The sequence below is a fragment of the Bacillus sanguinis genome (genome assembly GCF_018332475.1).
GTDB lineage: Bacteria > Bacillota > Bacilli > Bacillales > Bacillaceae_G > Bacillus_A > Bacillus_A sanguinis.
Window position 1 is genome coordinate 1 of the sequence record NZ_BOQB01000094.1, and the last position, 18,812, is coordinate 18,812.

The following is an 18,812-nucleotide window of genomic DNA, read 5'->3' on the forward strand; positions in this document are numbered from 1 at the left end:
CCAGAGCAAGTAGAAGAAACGCCGAAACAAGAAGAAACAGGTGAAGACAAGAAACTTGAACAGACGGAAGAACCATCGGAACAAGAAGTGCAAGAGGATGAGAACCCCTCTGAGACAAGAGAGAATATAGAAGGAACTGATTCGTCGGAAGGTCCAGGAGAAGAAGAAACTGTAAAAAAAGAGTTTGAGCCGAGAAGTGAGACAGAAGAAGAATCGGGATTCGATTTAGATGAATTGTTTGATCAGAAAAAGAAAGAGATAGATCAACGAACGATTGGACAAATTTTAAAAGAAAGAAAAGATGCTTGGAGAGAAGCTGGCTATGGTGATAGTTTTAAAGAAATGTGGAAGAATGCCATACAAGCACAAATCGATGCGGCAAAAGAAGGTCCGAAAGCGTGGTTGAAATATAACAAAGAAGAGTTTAGTAAAGAGATAAAGCATGTGTATGAAGATGGAATGAAGTTAGCGAATAAAGTAATTGAAAATAATAAAATACTAGGTCCTATAAAAGAAGTACTGGAAGAGCGGAATAAAAAATGGAATGAAGCTGGCGAAGGAAAATACACATTAAAAAGTAGTGTTGAGGCGCAAATAGAAGCCGCAAAACAAGGGCCAAAAGCATGGTGGGAGTACAATAAGAAAGAGTTTAGTAAAGAGATAAAAACTGCGTATGAAGATTGTGCAAAAATGGCGGATAAAATTACCGACAATTATCAAACGTTAAAAAATATAAAAGTGTCACTGGAAGAGCGTCATCAAAAACGGATAGAAGATGGTGAAGGCACAACGTTATTAGAAATGTGTAAAAATAGCGTGAGGGCACAAATCGATGCGGCAAAAGAAGGTCCGGAAGCGTGGCTGAAATATAACAAAGAAGAGTTTAGTAAAGAAATAAAAAATGTGTATGAAGACGGCATGAAAATAGCGGATAAAATTACTGATACTTATAAGGTAATAGCAAATGCAAAAGTATCATTGAGAGAGCGACATGAAAAGCGAATAGAAGATGGCGAGGGCGCAACGCTATTGGAGATGTGTAAAAATAGTGTGAAGGCACAAATCGATGCGGCAAAAGAAGGTCCGAAAGCGTGGTTGAAATATAACAAAGAAGAGTTTAGTAAAGAAATAAAAAATGTGTATGAAGATAGTATGAAAGTAGCAAATAAAATGATAGAAGGTAATAAAATACTATTTTCTATAAAAGAAGTTGCCATAGAACGCGAGAAAATATGGAGCGAGTCTGGAGACGAAAAGTACACATTGAAAGGTAGTATTAAAGCACAAATAGAAGCGATAAAGCAAGGGCCGGCAGAATGGTTTAAATATAATAAAGAAGAGTTTAGTAGAGAAATAAAAACAGTTTATGAAGATAGCATGAAAGTAGCAAATAAAATCATTGATAAGTATAAACCGTTAGCTGATGCAAGAGATATTTTGGAAGCACGTGATAAAAAATGGAGAGAAGCTGGTGAAGCAAATACGATAATAAGTAGTTTTAAGGCGCAGCTAGAGGCAGCTAATAAGAGTCCAAAAGCATGGTGGGATTATAATATAAAAGGTATTCAGAGAGAAACGAGACATCTGTTTGAAGATGGAAGAATGTATCTTATCAAATATATGGACACGCCAGGGTTATTTGATGAAGTGGATGATAAGGATTCTGAGAAAAAAGATCATACAAAAAAGGTTAGAGAAATAGAAAGAGAGGGGATAGAGAATCAAGTAGAGACGGATGATTCAATTAAGTATGAAGAGGAGCTTCCACCATCTTTCTTCGATCAAATGAGTGCTGAAATTGAAAGTGTTAAGGAGACCGATTATAAAAAATTGGTAGCAGAACTACGTGAAGAAATTAGTTTGGAGGCGGCTAGAAGGAAAGAAGAAGAAGATTTAAAGAAGGACAGTAAACAAGAAGTTAGGGATACATTGATTGATTCGGCGGCGGAAGCTTATGTGAAAGAAGACATTGTAGAAGAAGTGTTACAAGTGGAGACAGATACAACATTTGGAGAAACATTTATTGATAATCTTGGAGAGAAAATATCTAGTAAATTATACTTAGATGGCTGGGAAGATGTTGAAAAGCAATTTACAGAGGCGACGCCGGGGTTACTGTCAACGGAGACAGAGAATACGATAAATGAGTTTGCCGAAGAAATACAAGAAGTAAAAGTTGATGCAGACGTAAGTGACCTTATGGAATCGCTGCAAGGAAATAATAGTATACTCGCAGAATCGGTAGACCATTATGTGAAAGGTAAACTTGGTGTAGATGAAATTCCCGAAGAAATAAGTGAAACATTACAAGAGAAAATAGAAGAAGTTATAGACGAATTTGCAAGTGAAGTAACGGAATGGTTGTTAGGAGAAATTGTTCCATTTCTTCGTCACGTTCGTACACGTGTTGAGGAAGGAAAAGCAAATGGTGAAGGAGATACATTTGTAGAACAATGGAAAAATGCCATGGCACATTATAAGGAATTAATTAGAAGGAAAGAATTTACGAGAGAATTTGCGAAAGGGCTGGGAGAAGAAGCTAAAAATGTGGGTCGTCACGTTACGTATGCTACGATTGCTATCCCTCTCCTGACTATTAAATTAGGAAAACTGTTGTATAAGCGAAAAAGATAGTAGTTTAATAAAATATTTATGAGGTGGATAAAATGTCAACATTAAAAACAATAAAAGAGAATTTAATACAATCTGTAATTGCATCGGTATTAGCGGTGATTTCGGAAAAAGGATTAAAGCCAGTAGAAGAGTTGAAAATAGATGGATCCCCTGTTGGATACACTGGGGATGTAGGGATGTTCATTTCAGCTCTTATTGAATTACATGATATTTTCGAGCTGAACTTTGAAATGGATTTGAACGAAGTTGGGACTAAGTTTCTAACAATTGAATCGCTTGTTGAGTACTTTATGATTCGCATTGTAGATGAAAAAATTTAATATATTTGTAGTTAAGGTGGCTTGTAGTGTGCTTACTAAAGCTGCCTTATTTTTATATCAGGAAAAATTTTATGATTTTTCTGAAAAAACATAACAAAAATGGTTGTAGAAGGTATAAAATATACATAAAATGATGTAGTTAAATTAAGGGAAATTTTCATTGACGGAACTTTTTTAACTATTTATTATAATTAATGAGTCGTGTTTATGGTAAATTTGTGAAAAAAATGTTAGATTTATCTTAGTTGTTATAACAATATGTAGTGAAAAAAGGATATTGAGGAGCTGATTAGGTGATTATTGGTATCGATTTAGGAACAACCAACTCGGCGGTGGCATACATAGATGATAGTGGAAACCCAACAATTCTGCCAAACCGTGAGGGAGAAAGAGTTACTCCATCAGTTATATTTTTTGAAGATGGATCACCTGTTATAGGTTCAACTGCAAAAAGTATTTCTGTATCAGACCCAACAAATACTGTTCAATTTGTGAAGAGACAGATGGGAAATGCAAGTTATAAATTCCCGATAGGTGGAGAGGTATTTACACCTGAGGATCTTTCGGCTCTTATTTTAAAACGTTTAAAAGAAGATGCAGAAGAAGCAATAGGCGCTAAAGTGACGAAAGCTGTTATTACAGTACCAGCATATTTTGATGATGCGCAAAGAAAAGCAACGCAAGATGCTGGGAGAATTGCTGGCTTACAAGTACTTAAGGTAATTAACGAACCGACGGCTGCTGCATTAGCATATGGTTTAGCGAATCGTGAGCAAAAGCAGAATGTAATGGTGTACGATTTAGGCGGAGGTACGTTTGACGTGACGCTGATACAACTAAATCAAGATGAAGTAATTGTTAAGGCTACTGGGGGAGATCGTAACTTAGGCGGTTTCGATTTTGATAACAAAATCTTTGAATTAGTAGAGCAGAAATTTGAAGAAGAGCATGGATTAGATTTATATGATGATTTAAATGCAGTACAAGATTTACGTGAGAAAGCTGAAGCTTGTAAAAAAATGCTATCATCTCGTAAAAAATCGGTTATTACACTTTCATCTCAAGGGCGTACAGTAAAAGTTGAAGTGACAAAAGAAAAATTTGATGAGCTTCTTTCACCCCTTTTAAGTCGTACTGCTTTAATTATGAAGAATGTTTTAATAGATGCTGATTTAGCTTGGGGAGATATTGATAAGATTGTACTTGTTGGCGGCTCGACAAGGGTTCCAGCTGTTTCAGATTTAATTGAACGTACAACAGGAATTAAGCCTTCAAAAGATGTTAACCCTGATGAAGTAGTTGCATTAGGAGCTGCTATTCAAGGAAGTTTATTACAAGTAGATAATGAAGCGTCTAACAATGCAGAAGAGTTTAAACCGAAAACGAGAGTAGTAGATGTAAACTCGCATAGTTTAGGGATGTTACTTGTTGATCATAACACTGGTAGAGACATTAACCAAAAAATGATTGTTCGAAATACACCAATTCCAACTAGTAAAGAAGCTGTGTTTTATACAGTTGATGAGGGGCAAACATCTCTTCGCGTTCAAGTAACAGAAGGGGAAGACAGTGACCCTGATTTTGTAAAAATTATCGGTGAATCGATTCTAGATTTAAGAGGACCAAAACCACAAGGATACCCAGTTCGTTTCATTTTTACATATGATGAAAATGGCGTTGTACACGTTTATGGAAAAGATGAAAATACTGGTCAACATTTAGGTGAAATGCAAATTGAAAGAAAATCAAATTTAACAGAAGCAGCAATTGAACAAAAAGCTGAAAAATTAGCAGGAATTTCAGTAGAATAACGATTTTTTTTGATGTATTTTATACGGATAGGGGTGTTTAACCTTTGGAGAATTATTATGAATTGCTGCAGGTCGATCCGAATATTGGAGCAAGTGAGCTGAAAGAGAAGTTAACTGAGGCGCAGCGAAAATGGTTAGGGAGAACAAATGCACCTGATTTAAAGCGTAGACAGGAAGCAGAACGAAAAGTTGAGATTCTTGCTGAAGCTGAGGTAATCCTTTTGGATGAAGCGAAGAGAAGTGAGTATAACCGTATGCTAGAAGGTTCTAAATCTGAAGTGAATACGAATCAACAAGAACAGTTTAATAATACAACAGAATCTACTGCGCAAGAATTAATAGATTATGCATGGAGCCTATTAGAAGAAGGCAGAATTGCAGATGCAATTGTTGTAGGGAAAAAGGTCACTGAAGATTATGGAGCTAACGCACACGGATGGGCGATATTAGCGAGAGCGCATTATATGTGGAATGAGTATGATGATGCGATTTATGAGTATAGAAAAGCGATGGATATCGAAACGAATAATGATGTATTCTATTATGATTTATCTGATGTATATTTCGATCATCCGAAATTAAGCTTTGAAGAGCGATTAGATCATGTTGAAAGATTAACTCAACAAGCATTAAGCATTAACCCGAATGAGCGAGCATATCGTTTCAGAATGGCAGTAATCGCAAGATATAGAGATAATTATGATCAAGCGATTGATATTTTACATCAATTAATTGAAACATATGGGAAAGACCCAAGTTTAGGTAATGAATTAGCTTATAATTACTATTATAAGTGTTTATCGATGCTATATGCTCAAGAGAGTAATGGTGAGACTTATTATAGCTATATTTCTCAAGAGAGCGCTGAACAAGGGCTAATCTTATTAAGAGAAGCTAAGATTTATGCGACAGATAGAGATTTACTTGGATTCATTCAAAGATTTATTGATTTAGGTGAAAAAGCGTTACAAACAAAGTTCCTTGTAGGACGTTTTGTTGGTTTAGGATTTATTCCAGCAATATGGTTCTTAAATGCACTATTTTCTTTCTCATTTATTAGTTTAGTAATTAGTGGAGCTTTGCTTTATTTTGTTTGGAAAATTAGTAGAATTCCAGGTTGGCTTGATAATAAAGAAGTTCATACGGGCCAAAGAGAGAAGCGAAATCGAAGTATTTTAACCGCCATATCGGTTGTATTTGGTAAAAGATGATGAAACAATTTGAAAACTCCTATATAGGAGTTTTCTTTATTCATAAATCTTTAATTGCTTTATAGGAGGGATACAATGTCAACGACAAATTTATATAACAAAGAAGAGTTTTTGGCTTTTAAATCATTATTTGAAGCAAATGTCCATTCAGGAGAATTGTCAAAAGCATTGACTCAAATTGAGGGATTACTTGCGAGATATTCTGATCATCCAGGGTTATTTTATTTAGCCGGATTATTATTTTTACATAATCGAAATTATGATAAGGCAAAAATGTATTTTGAAAAAGCGTTATCATTAGACGAGAGCAATAGTGAATACATGGTGTATTTAGGGATAACTTACGTAGAATTGAATGAGCTTAATCAAGCAGAAACATTGCTTCTAAGTGCATATAATTTAGGTGAAGCAGATATAACTACGTTAATGGGGTTAGGAAAATTATATTTAAAACAGGAAAACTACGAGAAATCTAGATTTTACTTCAATAAAGTTTTAAGTCAAGATGCATCGCACCATGAAGCAAATTTTAGAATTGGACAAGCTTATCTATTTGAAAAAAAACAAGTGCAACAAGCAATTACATATTTTGAACAGGCGTTGAAAAGCGGAAAGAGTGAAGAGTTAGAGTATTACTATGCGAAAGCTCTTTTACAGTCAGAAATGGAAGCACAATGTATAAAGTGTTGTAAGAAATTTTTGATGAGAAATCCGAATTCCTCGTGGGCTGATCGATTCCGTGAGTTAATGCTACATGCTCAAGGTGTAAATATGAAGCAACCTCCTAAAGAGGAATATAAGCAGCAAAGAAGAAGAGACCCGAATTATGATTCCAATACGGAGGAGCAAAATCGTAACAACGAAATCGATAAGTATAAAAGGGTATTTGAAGATGGGAAAAAACGTTTAAATAGCTATATCCTTGGTCAGGAAGAGTTTATCGATCAGTTATGTACGGGTTATATGAGAAGCTTTATTTACGAACGTCCAGATGCGAACTTAAAAAATGTTATTTTTGTCTCTGGTCGAAAAGGTACAGGTATATATAAATCCGTAAAATATTTAACAGCGATTATGAATGAGTATGATTTATATGAAAAACCAGATGTACACTATATCGATATTAGCAGTTCGCTTGGAGCGTCAGATATTGAAAGTACTTTTTTATCAGATGTATATAGAGGAATCAAGTCTGAATCAGATGTATTGTACTTTGATAATATCGATAAATGTCCGCCTAATTTAATTTCTAAGTTATCAGAATTAATTATGGATGGAAAAATTAAGTTGAAGGATCGCTATATTTACAATGCGAATTGGCAAACGCTCGAAAAAACATATAGCAGTTTAGCGGAGAAAAGCATTGATTCGATTCGAATAGAAAATAAGTTAATTATTTTATCTACCGAAAAAGATTTGAAAGATATTCGTACAATGTTTCCGGCCACAGTATTAGAGAAAATAATAGATTATCCGCAAACGTCTGTATTACCGCCCCGTACTTTAACAAAAATATCAGATCGTTATTTGAAAAAATATCAAAAACGTATTCATACGAAATTACAAGTGAATATGAATTACACTCATGGTGTATCTGACTTTATTGTTGAGAAAGCCAATTTAGCAATGGGTGTACACGGAATTAAGAATTATATAGAAGATGATATTTATCAATCTATCACTAATTTACGCATATCAGGAAAAGTAGAACCAGGCATCATTTATCAGCTTACAGCATCAGATGAATTATATTTAGATGATGGTGTGGAGAAAATACAAGTTACTCGTAAAAAAGCAGGAGCAGAAAATTTAGAAAATATTAAAAAAGAATTTGAAAAAGTTATTGGTTTAAATGCAGTGAAAGAAAGAGTATTTCAGCTGGAAGAGTTTTTGGCATTACAAAAGATTAGACAATCTCGCGGGTCGAAACAAACGCGTTTAACGATGAATTTTATCTTTACAGGAAACCCAGGTACGGGTAAGACTACTATCGCACGATTAGTATCGAAATACTTAAAGGCTTTAGGTTATTTATCAAGCGGTCATTTAGTGGAAGTAGATCGATCTCGTTTAGTCGGTCAATATATAGGACATACAGCGCCAAAAACACAAGCTGTGATTGATTCTGCAAAAGGCGGGGTTTTATTTATCGACGAAGCATATTCCTTAGCTAGAGGTGGAGGAAATGATTTTGGGAAAGAAGCCATTGACACTATAGTTAAAGGAATGGAAGACCTTAGAGAAGATTTAGTTGTAATTCTTGCTGGATATAAGGATGAAATGGACGATTTTTTAAAGACAAATCCAGGCCTGCAATCTAGATTTAATAATCATATAGATTTTCCGGATTATACATCTGAAGAACTTTTCATGATTTCTGAAAAAATTGTAGAAAGTGAAGGGTTTACTATTGAAGATGATTTGAAAGATGAATTGATTGAAGAATTTACGAGAAAACAAATACCCGGAAAAAATGATTCTGGAAATGGACGCTTGGCAAGAAATATTGTTGAGAAAGCTATAGCAGAGCAATCAGTTCGACTTAAAGGTTCTGGTGGAGCTTTAAAACTTTTAAGTGATGAAGAATTAAATATGTTAACGAAAGAAGATTTTGGATTAGGTGCCGAAAATACATTTGACTTAAATGCTGAATTAGATAAAATTATTGGCCTCGATCAAGTGAAAGAATTTATGAGGGAGATGGAACTTCAGCTTGTAGCGCAAAAGAAAAGGAAGACTGCTGGATTACACTCTACGATGAATCAAAGCTTGAATATGATCTTTACTGGTAACCCTGGAACTGGTAAAACAACTGTCGCTAGATTATTAGGGACAATGATGAAAGAGATGGGAATTTTAAAATCAGGACACTTTGTTGAAGTTGATCGTGGTGGGCTTGTTGGGAGATATGTAGGAGAAACAGCGCCGAAAACAACTGACAAATTTATGTCTGCTTTAGGCGGGATATTATTTATAGATGAAGCGTATGCGTTAGCTACTGATAGTTATGGAAAAGAAGCAATCGATACAATTGTAAAACTTATGGAAGATCATCGAGAGAATATAATCGTTATACTAGCTGGGTATGAGAAGGAAATGAAAGAATTCCTCAAAACAAATTCAGGTCTGAAATCTCGATTCCCTTTAAATGTTGACTTCAAAGATTATTCTCTACAGGAGCTTGTTGCGATTGGAGAAAGCATGATTAAAGGAAGAGAATTCGTTTTAACAGAAGAGGCAAGAGAGGCTTTAGTGGAAAGAGTAGAATCTGAAATGCAGCTATCTTCCGCAGAATCAGGAAACGGAAGAATGATTAGAAATATTGTGGAGGAAGGGATCCGTAGACAGTCAGCACGAATTAGTAAAAGTGAATGCGAATATACGGATTCTACAGAACTTATTACTTTCAAAGCACCAGATTTTCTCGTAGATACAAGAGATAAAGAATTTGATTTAGAAAAAGAGCTAGAAACAATTGTTGGATTAACGGACATAAAAGATTTCGTCCGTTCATTAGAAAAACAGCTAATTGCCCAGCAACTTCGCCAAAGCGTTGGGATTAGGCAGAAGTCTTCTCAAAATTTAAATATGATTTTCACTGGTAATCCAGGGACAGGAAAAACGACTGTAGCTCGTGTAGTTGGTGATTTATTAAAGAGAATGGGGGTTTTAAAAAGCGGTAAATTGATTGAGGTGGATAAGAGTAATCTTATTTCCCCTTACGCTGGTCAAACGCCTGAGAAGGTAAGAGAAGTATTTATGTCTGCACTTGGTGGAGTACTGTTTATAGATGAAGCATATGCGTTGAGTACTGATAATGTTGGTAGAGAAGCGATTGATACATTAGTGAAACTAGTGGAAGATCATCGAGATAGCGTTATCGTTATACTAGCTGGATACGAGAAAGAAATGCAGGACTTTTTACAAGCGAACTCAGGTCTGAAATCTCGATTCCCGAATGATGTATATTTCCAGGATTATTCGGTTGCTGAATTAGTAGAGATTGCAAAGGTAACGACAGAAAAAGAAGGACTGGTATTAGCAGAGGAGTCAATTGCACCGTTGTCGAAAGTGCTTGCAAGAGAGGTAAAACGCTTGAAAGCCGATGCAGGAAATGGAAGATTGGTACGAAATGTAATTGAGAAAGCTAAGAGGGAGTTAGATAATCGGATTGTAAATGAAGGAATTCTAGATGAAAATGAAATGGTTACTTTACTTCCTGAAGATTTTGAGAAGGAACAAAATAATGCAACTGCAGAATTCCAATTAGAAGAACATTTACAAGCAATTATTGGATTGAATGAAGTGAAAGACTTTATGAGAAGTTTACAAGATCAAATTCGAATTACACAAACAAGGAAAAACTTAGGTTTGCCAGTAGATGAAGGATCTGCATTACATATGATCTTCACTGGTAATCCAGGAACAGGAAAAACGACTGTAGCAAGAGTTGTGGCAGAGTTACTGTATCATCTAGGAATTCTCTCTTCTAATAAGGTAATTGAAGTAGATCGTTCTGGTCTTGTTGCTGGATATGTAGGTCAAACGGCTATAAAAACAAAAGAAGTGATTCAATCGGCCCTTGGTGGAGTGCTATTTATTGATGAAGCTTACGCTCTAGCTAAAGATGTAAATACTAGCCATGGTTTTGGGAAGGAAGCGATTGATACGTTATTAAAAGCGATGGAAGACCATCGTGAAGATTTAATCGTAATTCTTGCTGGGTATACGGATGAAATGGAAGGGTTTTTAAATACAAATCCAGGACTGAGGTCGCGTATTCCAAATAGAATTGAATTTAAAGATTATAGTGTTGATGAGCTACTGCAAATGGGAGAGAAAATGTTTAAAGAGAACGGATATGAGTTAACAGAGGCTGCTTATGAGAAACTTCGAGCGAAGGCTGAAATAGCTCGAACAGCAGAACAGTTTGGTAACGGAAGATATGTACGAAATGTATATGAGGAAACAAAACGAAATCAAGCAGTACGTTTACGAGGTGTAAATTTAACTCGTGACAATTTAATGAAAATCGAAGAAACTGATATTAAGTAAAAAGCTTGGGCCTAAGCCCAAGCTTTTTTTAATTCATTATTTCTTTTCGTCTTTCTTTTCATCAGCTTTTGGCTCTTTGAAAAGATCTTTCAAATCTTTATCGTCAACTTTTACGTCAGCTTTTTTGATTTCTTTCATCATAAGATCGTTCATGAATTCGCCGTCTTGTGTTTTCTTCGCAACTAACTCTTTTTTCAGGTCAGCTTTTGATTGCTCGAATGATTTTTCTGGCTCTTTAATGTCTGTAACTTTAATGATGTGGTAACCGAATTGGGTTTTTACAGGTTCGCTTACTTCATCTTTTTTCAGTTTATAAGCAGCATCTTCGAATTCTTTAACCATTTTACCATGTTCGAAGAATCCTAAGTCTCCACCTTTTTCTTTTGAACCAGTATCTTCAGAGTATTGTTTCGCTAACTCTTCGAAAGATTTACCTTGTCCAAGTTCTTCTTTAACCTTTTTCGCAGTAGCTTCATCTTTTACAAGAATGTGGCTTGCTTTAATTTGAGGCTTGTAGCTGTCTTTTAATTCTTTATCAGTAATTGTTTTTTCAATTGCTTTTTCTTGAGCTAATTGAGCACGTAACATATTTTTAAATGTTTCTTCTTTCATACCCTGTTGTTTTAACAGTGTATCGAATTGATCACCAACTTGTTTTTTCGTTTCATCGAATCTTTTGTCTACTTCTTTGTCTTCAACTTTGTAGTTTTTAATAAGTACTTTTTCCATAACCATGTTGTTTAGTACTTGTTTACCAGCTTGTGTCTTCATTTGCTCGTAGAACTCGTCTTTTGTAATGTCACCAGCTTTAGATGTAACAATTTTGTCTGATGATGATGTTCCACATGCTGATAATGCGATTACACTTGTTGCGGCTAAGGCAAGCATAGCTTTCTTCATTCGATAAACACTCCTACTATTATGTATTTTTAATTTATCCTACACCAATGAATTTTGCTTCATAAGAGCCCGATTAAGTCTCACTGATACTTTTGCTTTTTCTATTGGTAAAGCGCGCTTAACAGGGCTTACCGAGGCTTGAGGATAAAGTTAAGATGCGTGTCAGTTATTTCATAGTATAAGCAATATGTACAAAATTTAATATATCATATTTCGACTCGATTTCATATTGATAAAGAAAAATTAACCAGTACGTGTCAGATTTTGAAGGTGTTCCATATTGGGCGCATGCCGCATATACAAAAAAGAGGAGGGGATGGGGATGAATTCTCAACTTATTTTATTACTTGTACTGTTTATTTTATTGGTTATAGTAGGTATAATTTGCTTATAGAGGAAAAAAGTGAGGAAGGGGCTTCCTTCCTCACTTTCCATGAAATATAATTTCTATATAACTAGAAATTAATAAAATTGTTATACATACATTAATAACCCGAAAGACACCGGGTTGGCGGCTCGCAGCTATTTGTTTTCGTTCACACAGTGTATGTGTCATGAAATTCGTGTAAAATATAACAAGAAGTGCGAATGCGACAAAAACAACTGTTATAAGTGTCATGAGGCGAGACCTCCTTTTGGCTAAAATACATATACTTTATATATTGTATCATACGATATTTTGTTCGTGTTATAAAATTCAGAAATAGAAGACTTTGTGTTAGAAAGAGAGGGAGAAAATGGACGTTGTTAGAAGATTAGAACAAGCTGAATACTACGTAGACCTACTATTTAAAATGATTGATGAAGAAAAGTGTCCATTTTATTCTTTGATCATAAAGAAAAAAGCTCGTAAAAAAGATATTGAACGTATACTACATCTTTGTGAAATACTGAACGAGCAATATGTAGTGGAGAAAGCAGAAGGGCTTCTTCTGTTCGATGCGCTGTTAAATCAATTTGAAAAAGCGCTTCCACATCAGCTCGAAGTACACGAAACTGCGGAAGCGCTAGCAAAACAAGGTTTATTTAAGCCGCTTATGAATGAATTCTTAAGCATGATTGCGAAAAATAAATAGATTACTTCTTAACTAACTTCTGATCGGATTCCGTAAAATTCTCCTCAATATTCTCTAATGATTTCTCAAAAATATCGATGAAGTCTTGTCCGTAAATGTTGCGCAAGATAGCGATAAGTTCGATATTTTCTGGGAACTTACCGTAGAAATTACGAAGTGCAAGAGCCCCATTAAATACAGAGTTATTTTCAGGATCATACTCCTCCATTAAACGAAGTAGTAATTCTTCCCCTTTGTCTGTAATCTCAATGTACGTATTTCGTTTATCATCTTCTTTTTTCGAGAATACAAGATAACCGCGTTCTTCCAGTTTTTTCGAGAAGTTAAACGCCGTTGATACGTGCATAACTCCAAACTTAGCAATCTCAGAAATAGAAGCCCCTTTTAAATGATAAGCGATTGATAAAATATGATGCTCATTAATGTTTAAATCGTAAGGTTTAATCCACTGTTGCCAATCTTTCTCTACACATTTCCATAACGCTTTCGATAATTGAGCAATGCGTTGGCTGAAAATCATCGCTTCTTTTACCGAGTAATCTTTTTCTCCACTTTTCATTTACTCACCCACTTTAACATTCTTTTTCATTACTATCTATTATGCCAGTAAAATAAAAATTAATAAAGTCTTTTTGTGAGAATTGTGAAAATTTTTTGGAAAAATGACATTCTATACAAATCATGCATATCTATGGAAGCGTTTTATGAGTCGTGAATACATGTGTTGTCCTTACATGTTAAGTGATAACATATATTGTAAATGCATAAAAACACGGCATATCTGTGTGATATGCCGTGTTAAGGTCAATTTATATAAAAAATATTTGTTATATGCAAAAAACTAAGCAGGAATTTGTTTACGCCTTTTCCGGAACAGCTTCTTGTAGTTTTTCAATTGATTTTTGAATGTCCAAAATCTCTTGCTCAATATGTCGTTTGTTTTGAGAAATATCTTGCTTCCAGTTAGAAAGCGTGTCTTGCATATCGTCTTTTAATTCTTGAAACACTTCTTTACCTTCTGAAGCAGTTTCAACGATTTGACGTTTTAATAATTTTGTATCAGCTGTAATATCAGCTAAAGTCTTTTTAATATCAGTTCCTTTTTCTTTCAGCTTACCGCGCATAGCTTTACCAGAAGAAGGAGTAGAGAAAAGAACAGCTAATCCAGCAACTGCTCCGCCGCAAATGACACCTGTAATAAAGGATTTAGCTTTTGACATAAAAGGAAACCTCCTTATTTTTTGTTCGTATTCATGATGTGAAAAAATATGCATATCTTTAAGACAAGGGGAAGAAAAGTGTGCAGTGCACATTCCCCGGCATCTTAAATGGAGAAACAAGCCGTGCAATATTTAATCACTTTAGGAAAGTGGCTTGTTATGTATTACTTCTTATTATAGTGTCACTATTTCACACTATTTGCAATTGTACTTGCGATGTTTTGTAAATTTTCCATTGTATATTCATTTTGATGTGATTTCCAAACAGCACCGAAACCATCTTTTTCACCATAGCGTGGAATTAAATGAAGGTGGAAGTGGAACACAGTTTGTCCAGCTTTTTCGCCGTTGTTGTTAAGTAGGTTAAAGCCAACTGGATTAAACTCTGCTTTAATCGCATTTGCGATTTTCGGAACGACAGAAAAAATATGTGATGCGATTTCTGGCGTTAACGCAAAAATGTCTTGTTTGTGAACTTTTGGAATAACAAGGGTATGTCCTTTTGTTACTTGACTAATATCTAAAAATGCAAGCACATGTTCATCTTCGTATACTTTGGAGCAAGGGATTTGCCCGTCAATGATTTTGCAAAAAATACAATTATCTGCTGTATGATTCATCGATCTCATCCTTTCAAATATCCTTAGCCGTATTTTACCATAATTACATAAGAGAACAAACACGAAAAACAGGAAGCTGACTCAGCTTCCTGTTTTCTGAAGAGGGATTGAAAAAGCATTATCGTAATTTACGTTTCGCAGACACCTCATTTATTTAAGAAATGCACGGTAAATCGGCTAAAGTTTCTGCCGTAGACACCCCATTTTCAAGTGAAATGAATTGCAATCTTTTATAAAAGGAAATTGTTTATTTTTTAAAACAGTATATGCTCTTTCGGAGACACCCCGTTTCTAAAATGAAACAAATGATCTGGTTATGTGTAAATTTCTTTGTCCAACATGGACACCCCATTTCATGATGACTTCACTATGTTGTTGTACTCATCAATTGGTGGTCGCTTTTTCAATGTGTTCCTTCTTCACTAATTATGATGTCCGCTTTCGTAAAAATATATGCGAACAAATTTAAAAATTTTTTAAGACATCGATACTATGTAGTACAGCGCCATTTTTGGTAAGATGAATATAGAATGAATACTAATGAAGAAAGTGGTGTCGTATGAGCGAGTTATTGCGTGTAGAAAATGTTACAGGAGGATATACGAAGCGACCTGTACTAAAAGATGTTTCGTTCTCTGTGAATAAAGGCGAACTTGTCGGCTTAATCGGTTTGAATGGAGCGGGTAAAAGTACGACGATTAAACATATTATCGGTTTAATGGAACCGAAAAAAGGAACTGTCACAATTAATGGGAAAACAATTCGTGATGATATGACAGCGTACCGTTCTAGTTTTTCGTTCATCCCAGAAACACCAGTATTATATGACGAGCTAACGCTAGAAGAACATTTGAAGTTAACAGCGATGGCGTACGGTGTCGATGAAAAGCAATATGAAGAACGCGTAGGACAACTATTACAAGAATTTCGCATGAAAAATCGTTTAAAATGGTTTCCATCTCATTTCTCAAAAGGGATGAAACAAAAAGTAATGATTATGAGTGCGTTTTTAGTGGAACCATCTCTTTACATTGTGGACGAACCGTTCGTTGGGCTTGATCCGTTAGCGATTCAATCCCTACTTCAAATGATGGATCAAATGAAAAAGAGCGGTGCAGGAATCTTAATGAGTACACACATTTTAGCGACGGCAGAGCGTTATTGTGATTCGTTCATTATTTTGCATCAAGGTGAAGTAAGAGCGAAGGGAACATTATCTGAACTGCAATCACAGTTTAATATGCCAGGTGCAACGCTAGATGATATTTATATTGCATTAACGAAGGAAGAAGATTATGAATAGCACAGCATTATGGAAAGAACGATTTCGTCACTTTCTAAAAGAAGTTCGTACATATAGTAAATACGTATTTAATGATCATTTGAAATTTATTTTTGTATTCATCATCGGCGCAGGAGCGTATTATTATCAGCAATGGTTACAAACGTTAACCCCTTCGTTTCCGGCGGCGCTCGTTATGGCAGTGTTGCTTGGACTCGTATTAACGGCTGGATCAATCCAAACGTTATTAAAAGAAGCGGATCTCGTTTACTTATTGCCAGTTGAAGAAAAGTTAAAACCTTATTTCACAAAGGCATTTCTCTTTACGTTTATGATTCAGTTATACATAATCGCAATCGTAGCGGCAGCGCTTGCCCCGTTATACTTCCAGCAAATGAAGCAAACAGGAGCGGCTTACATATGGATTGTACTCGCGTTTGTCATTGTAAAAGCGTGGAACTTATTCGTCGCGTGGGAAAAATCATTTTTAACAGATCAAAATATACAAAGAGCTGATTGGCTCATTCGTTTTATTTTAAACGGCTTATTTGTGTACTTCCTTGTAGAACGTACTTCCGTTATGTTTATTGGTGGAATCGTCCTTCTCATGGTGTTATACCTTGTGATGCTGCATCAAATGGTGAAGGGAAAGCCGTTAAACTGGGAGTACTTAATTTCTGAAGAAGGTAAGAAGATGATGCTGCTGTATCGCATCGCGAATATGTTCGTTGATGTACCAGCATTAAAAGAAAGAGTAGCACGCAGAAAATGGCTCGATTTCATCCTTTCGATGATTGGTGAAAAGCGTACGTATTTATACTTATATACGAGAACATTTTTACGATCTGGTAACTATTTTGGCTTATATGTGCGCCTGCTCGCTCTTGGCGGAGTTATTCTTTACTTCATTCCGTTTTTATATGGACGATTTATCGTAAGCCTTATTTTCCTATACTTAATCGGTTATCAGCTATTAACTTTATGGAAGCATCACCGCATGAAGATTTGGCTTGATTTGTATCCGGTCGGGGGAGAAGAGAAGAAGAAAGATTTTCTTACTTTATTAAATGCAATTCTTCTTACTGGCAGCGTGGTATTTACAGTTATATTTGCTCTTGCGACGAAAGATTTCATGATGACGGGAATTTTACTAGTCGTAAGCATAGTATTTAGTATCGGTTTCGTTTATCAATACGGGGCGAAACGTATTGAGCGTTTAAATTGAAGGGAATGAACCTATGATTACATACGAAGAGAAGGTTATAAAAGAATTGGAGCAGTGGAAAGCTACATTCATGAAAGATTCTTCTATGATGACACGGTTCTCAAAGAAAGTGCAGACGAAAGTACAGCAGCTTATTCCGGCGAAAGTGCAAAAAGTATTAACAGAAACGATTCGGATGATGGTGCAAACGATTAGTGCCGGATCAAACTTTATAAAGCCGAAATTAAAAGAGACGAACTGGTCATTGCAAAGAAGAGACGACGAAGTACGTAAAAAAATGGATGAGTACAAAAAAATAGCAGCGGCAGAAGGAGCAGGGACGGGAGCTGGCGGTATTCTCCTTGGCCTTGCTGACTTTCCGCTTTTACTCGGCATTAAAATTAAATTTTTATTCGATGCAGCAACACTGTACGGATTTGACACGAGCGACAAAGAAGAGCGCCTTTTTATCCTTCATGTCTTTCAGCTCGCCTTTTCAAGTGACGACCACCGGAAAGAAATATGGAAAGCAATCGAAACGTGGGATACAGAAGAAGAAAATCATATGGACTGGGAAAAGTTCCAAACAGAGTACCGAGACTATATCGATTTAGCCAAAATGCTTCAGCTCGTACCAATAATCGGTGCCCCGGTCGGCGCATATGCGAACTATCAACTACTGCAAAGACTCGGGGAAGTGACGATGAACTGTTATCGTATGCGATTGTTGAATAGGGATTAACAAGAAAGCATCCTAAAATTGTGATTTAGGATGCTTTTTATTTTTTATAAGGAACACTCCTGAATGAAAGAAACAAACTTAACTAGTTATGTTGAAGTGAAACCGTTAGATTTATTGTTTTAAATCAAAACCTTCAGATGTGGAAATGGAACCGATGTGATAATCATTAGCGTATTCAACAGCTGCCGAGAATGTTTTATTTTTATCATCTTTAACATGTCCATTTATAAAAACTGTTTGAAAATCATTAGGAGCAAATTTATGACTTGTAATTATTACTTCTAAATCCTCTTTTTCTTTAAAATGTTGAATTGTAGTTTCTGTTGCTTTATTAACGATTTGTTGTTCCTCATTTTTTTGATCCATAGTACATCCCCCTAAAAGGATAAGTGTAAAGATAAAGAATAATTTTATAGCATATTTTTTCACGAATAATCACTCCGTTAATAGTGCGTTATATTCCTGTTAACTAAAATGTATATCCACAGAATATGGTGTGGATGGGTATAAAGAAACGGGACTCTAAAGTAAAAAGGTTATTAGTTTTTAAGTTTTAAATTTTTAATGTTAGAAGTCAGGCTGATTGAATAGTCATCCTAGCCTTTATATACACATGAAATAATTAGAATTAATATGAATGCCCCAAAAAAATATATTGTATTTTCATATTAATTTCAGTCATCATAACTAATACTTTCAACCTTATATTTATCTTTATAATTTATATCTGCAGTTAT

General features: G+C 35.3%; 16 protein-coding genes. 10 read left to right on the forward strand and 6 right to left on the reverse strand.

The genetic code is table 11. From position 1 onward, the window contains the following. The 5 genes from KI369_RS12190 to KI369_RS12210 all read left to right on the forward strand — a co-directional run. The coding region (locus KI369_RS12190) for a hypothetical protein (RefSeq protein WP_212956110.1) at positions 1-2,634 on the forward strand (2,634 nt) is incomplete at its 5' end. Between the two features lie 32 nt (positions 2,635-2,666). Continuing rightward, positions 2,667-2,954 (forward strand): hypothetical protein, encoded by a 288-nt coding sequence (locus KI369_RS12195; protein WP_000105692.1) that lies wholly within the window; start codon positions 2,667-2,669, stop codon positions 2,952-2,954. Positions 2,955-3,247: 293 nt separating this feature from the next. Next, entirely contained in the window at positions 3,248-4,765 is a 1,518-nt protein-coding gene (locus KI369_RS12200; protein WP_212956111.1) for an Hsp70 family protein, read from the forward strand. Positions 4,766-4,809: 44 nt separating this feature from the next. Beyond that, positions 4,810-5,976, forward strand: coding sequence for a tetratricopeptide repeat protein (locus KI369_RS12205; protein WP_000433039.1), 1,167 nt, complete (start codon positions 4,810-4,812; stop codon positions 5,974-5,976). A 75-nt stretch (positions 5,977-6,051) separates the two neighbouring features. Beyond that, positions 6,052-11,031 carry an AAA family ATPase gene (locus KI369_RS12210; protein ID WP_212956112.1) on the forward strand — a complete coding sequence of 1,660 codons (4,980 nt, stop codon included), beginning with the start codon at positions 6,052-6,054 and terminating at the stop codon, positions 11,029-11,031. Between the two features lie 36 nt (positions 11,032-11,067). Here KI369_RS12210 and prsA read toward each other — a convergent pair whose 3' ends face one another. Further along, entirely contained in the window at positions 11,068-11,931 is an 864-nt protein-coding gene (gene prsA / locus KI369_RS12215; protein ID WP_212956113.1) for a peptidylprolyl isomerase PrsA, read from the reverse strand. 280 nt (positions 11,932-12,211) lie between these two features. On the opposite strand from prsA, the gene KI369_RS29765 reads away from it, so the two are divergent. Next, complete coding sequence (locus KI369_RS29765) at positions 12,212-12,325, forward strand: YjcZ family sporulation protein (protein WP_306467428.1); 114 nt, start codon at positions 12,212-12,214, stop codon at positions 12,323-12,325. 30 nt (positions 12,326-12,355) lie between these two features. Here the strand turns inward: KI369_RS29765 and KI369_RS12220 are convergent, their stop codons facing one another. Next, on the reverse strand, positions 12,356-12,550 hold the full coding sequence (locus KI369_RS12220) for a hypothetical protein (protein WP_000172690.1): 195 nt from the start codon (positions 12,548-12,550) through the stop codon (positions 12,356-12,358). A 118-nt stretch (positions 12,551-12,668) separates the two neighbouring features. Here KI369_RS12220 and KI369_RS12225 point away from each other — a divergent pair, with 118 nt between their 5' ends. Further along, on the forward strand, positions 12,669-13,007 hold the full coding sequence (locus KI369_RS12225; protein WP_212956114.1) for a DUF1878 family protein: 339 nt from the start codon (positions 12,669-12,671) through the stop codon (positions 13,005-13,007). A 1-nt stretch (position 13,008) separates the two neighbouring features. Here the strand turns inward: KI369_RS12225 and KI369_RS12230 are convergent, their stop codons facing one another. From KI369_RS12230 to KI369_RS12240, 3 genes are all read right to left on the reverse strand, one after another. Next, a complete protein-coding gene (locus KI369_RS12230) occupies positions 13,009-13,566 on the reverse strand; it encodes an HTH-type transcriptional regulator Hpr (RefSeq protein ID WP_000834920.1) in 558 nt (185 codons plus the stop codon). 298 nt (positions 13,567-13,864) lie between these two features. Continuing rightward, positions 13,865-14,227 (reverse strand): YtxH domain-containing protein, encoded by a 363-nt coding sequence (locus KI369_RS12235; protein ID WP_212956115.1) that lies wholly within the window; start codon positions 14,225-14,227, stop codon positions 13,865-13,867. A gap of 185 nt (positions 14,228-14,412) precedes the next feature. After that, positions 14,413-14,847, reverse strand: a complete 435-nt coding sequence (locus KI369_RS12240; RefSeq protein ID WP_001016835.1) for an HIT family protein — start codon at positions 14,845-14,847, stop codon at positions 14,413-14,415. A gap of 559 nt (positions 14,848-15,406) precedes the next feature. Here KI369_RS12240 and ecsA point away from each other — a divergent pair. From ecsA to ecsC, 3 genes are read left to right on the forward strand one after another with little or no spacing between them, the layout of a single operon-like run. Further along, on the forward strand, positions 15,407-16,150 hold the full coding sequence (gene ecsA, locus KI369_RS12245; RefSeq protein WP_001292603.1) for an ABC transporter ATP-binding protein EcsA: 744 nt from the start codon (positions 15,407-15,409) through the stop codon (positions 16,148-16,150). Continuing rightward, positions 16,143-17,354 carry an ABC transporter permease gene (ecsB, locus tag KI369_RS12250; RefSeq protein ID WP_212956116.1) on the forward strand — a complete coding sequence of 404 codons (1,212 nt, stop codon included), beginning with the start codon at positions 16,143-16,145 and terminating at the stop codon, positions 17,352-17,354. The genes ecsA and ecsB overlap by 8 nt, the downstream gene beginning before the upstream one ends. A 13-nt stretch (positions 17,355-17,367) precedes the next feature. Beyond that, on the forward strand, positions 17,368-18,075 hold the full coding sequence (gene ecsC / locus KI369_RS12255) for an ecs operon protein EcsC (protein WP_000634126.1): 708 nt from the start codon (positions 17,368-17,370) through the stop codon (positions 18,073-18,075). Between the two features lie 111 nt (positions 18,076-18,186). Here the strand turns inward: ecsC and KI369_RS12260 are convergent, their stop codons facing one another. Further along, on the reverse strand, positions 18,187-18,504 hold the full coding sequence (locus KI369_RS12260) for a DUF1433 domain-containing protein (RefSeq protein ID WP_212956117.1): 318 nt from the start codon (positions 18,502-18,504) through the stop codon (positions 18,187-18,189). Positions 18,505-18,812: the final 308 nt, after the last annotated feature.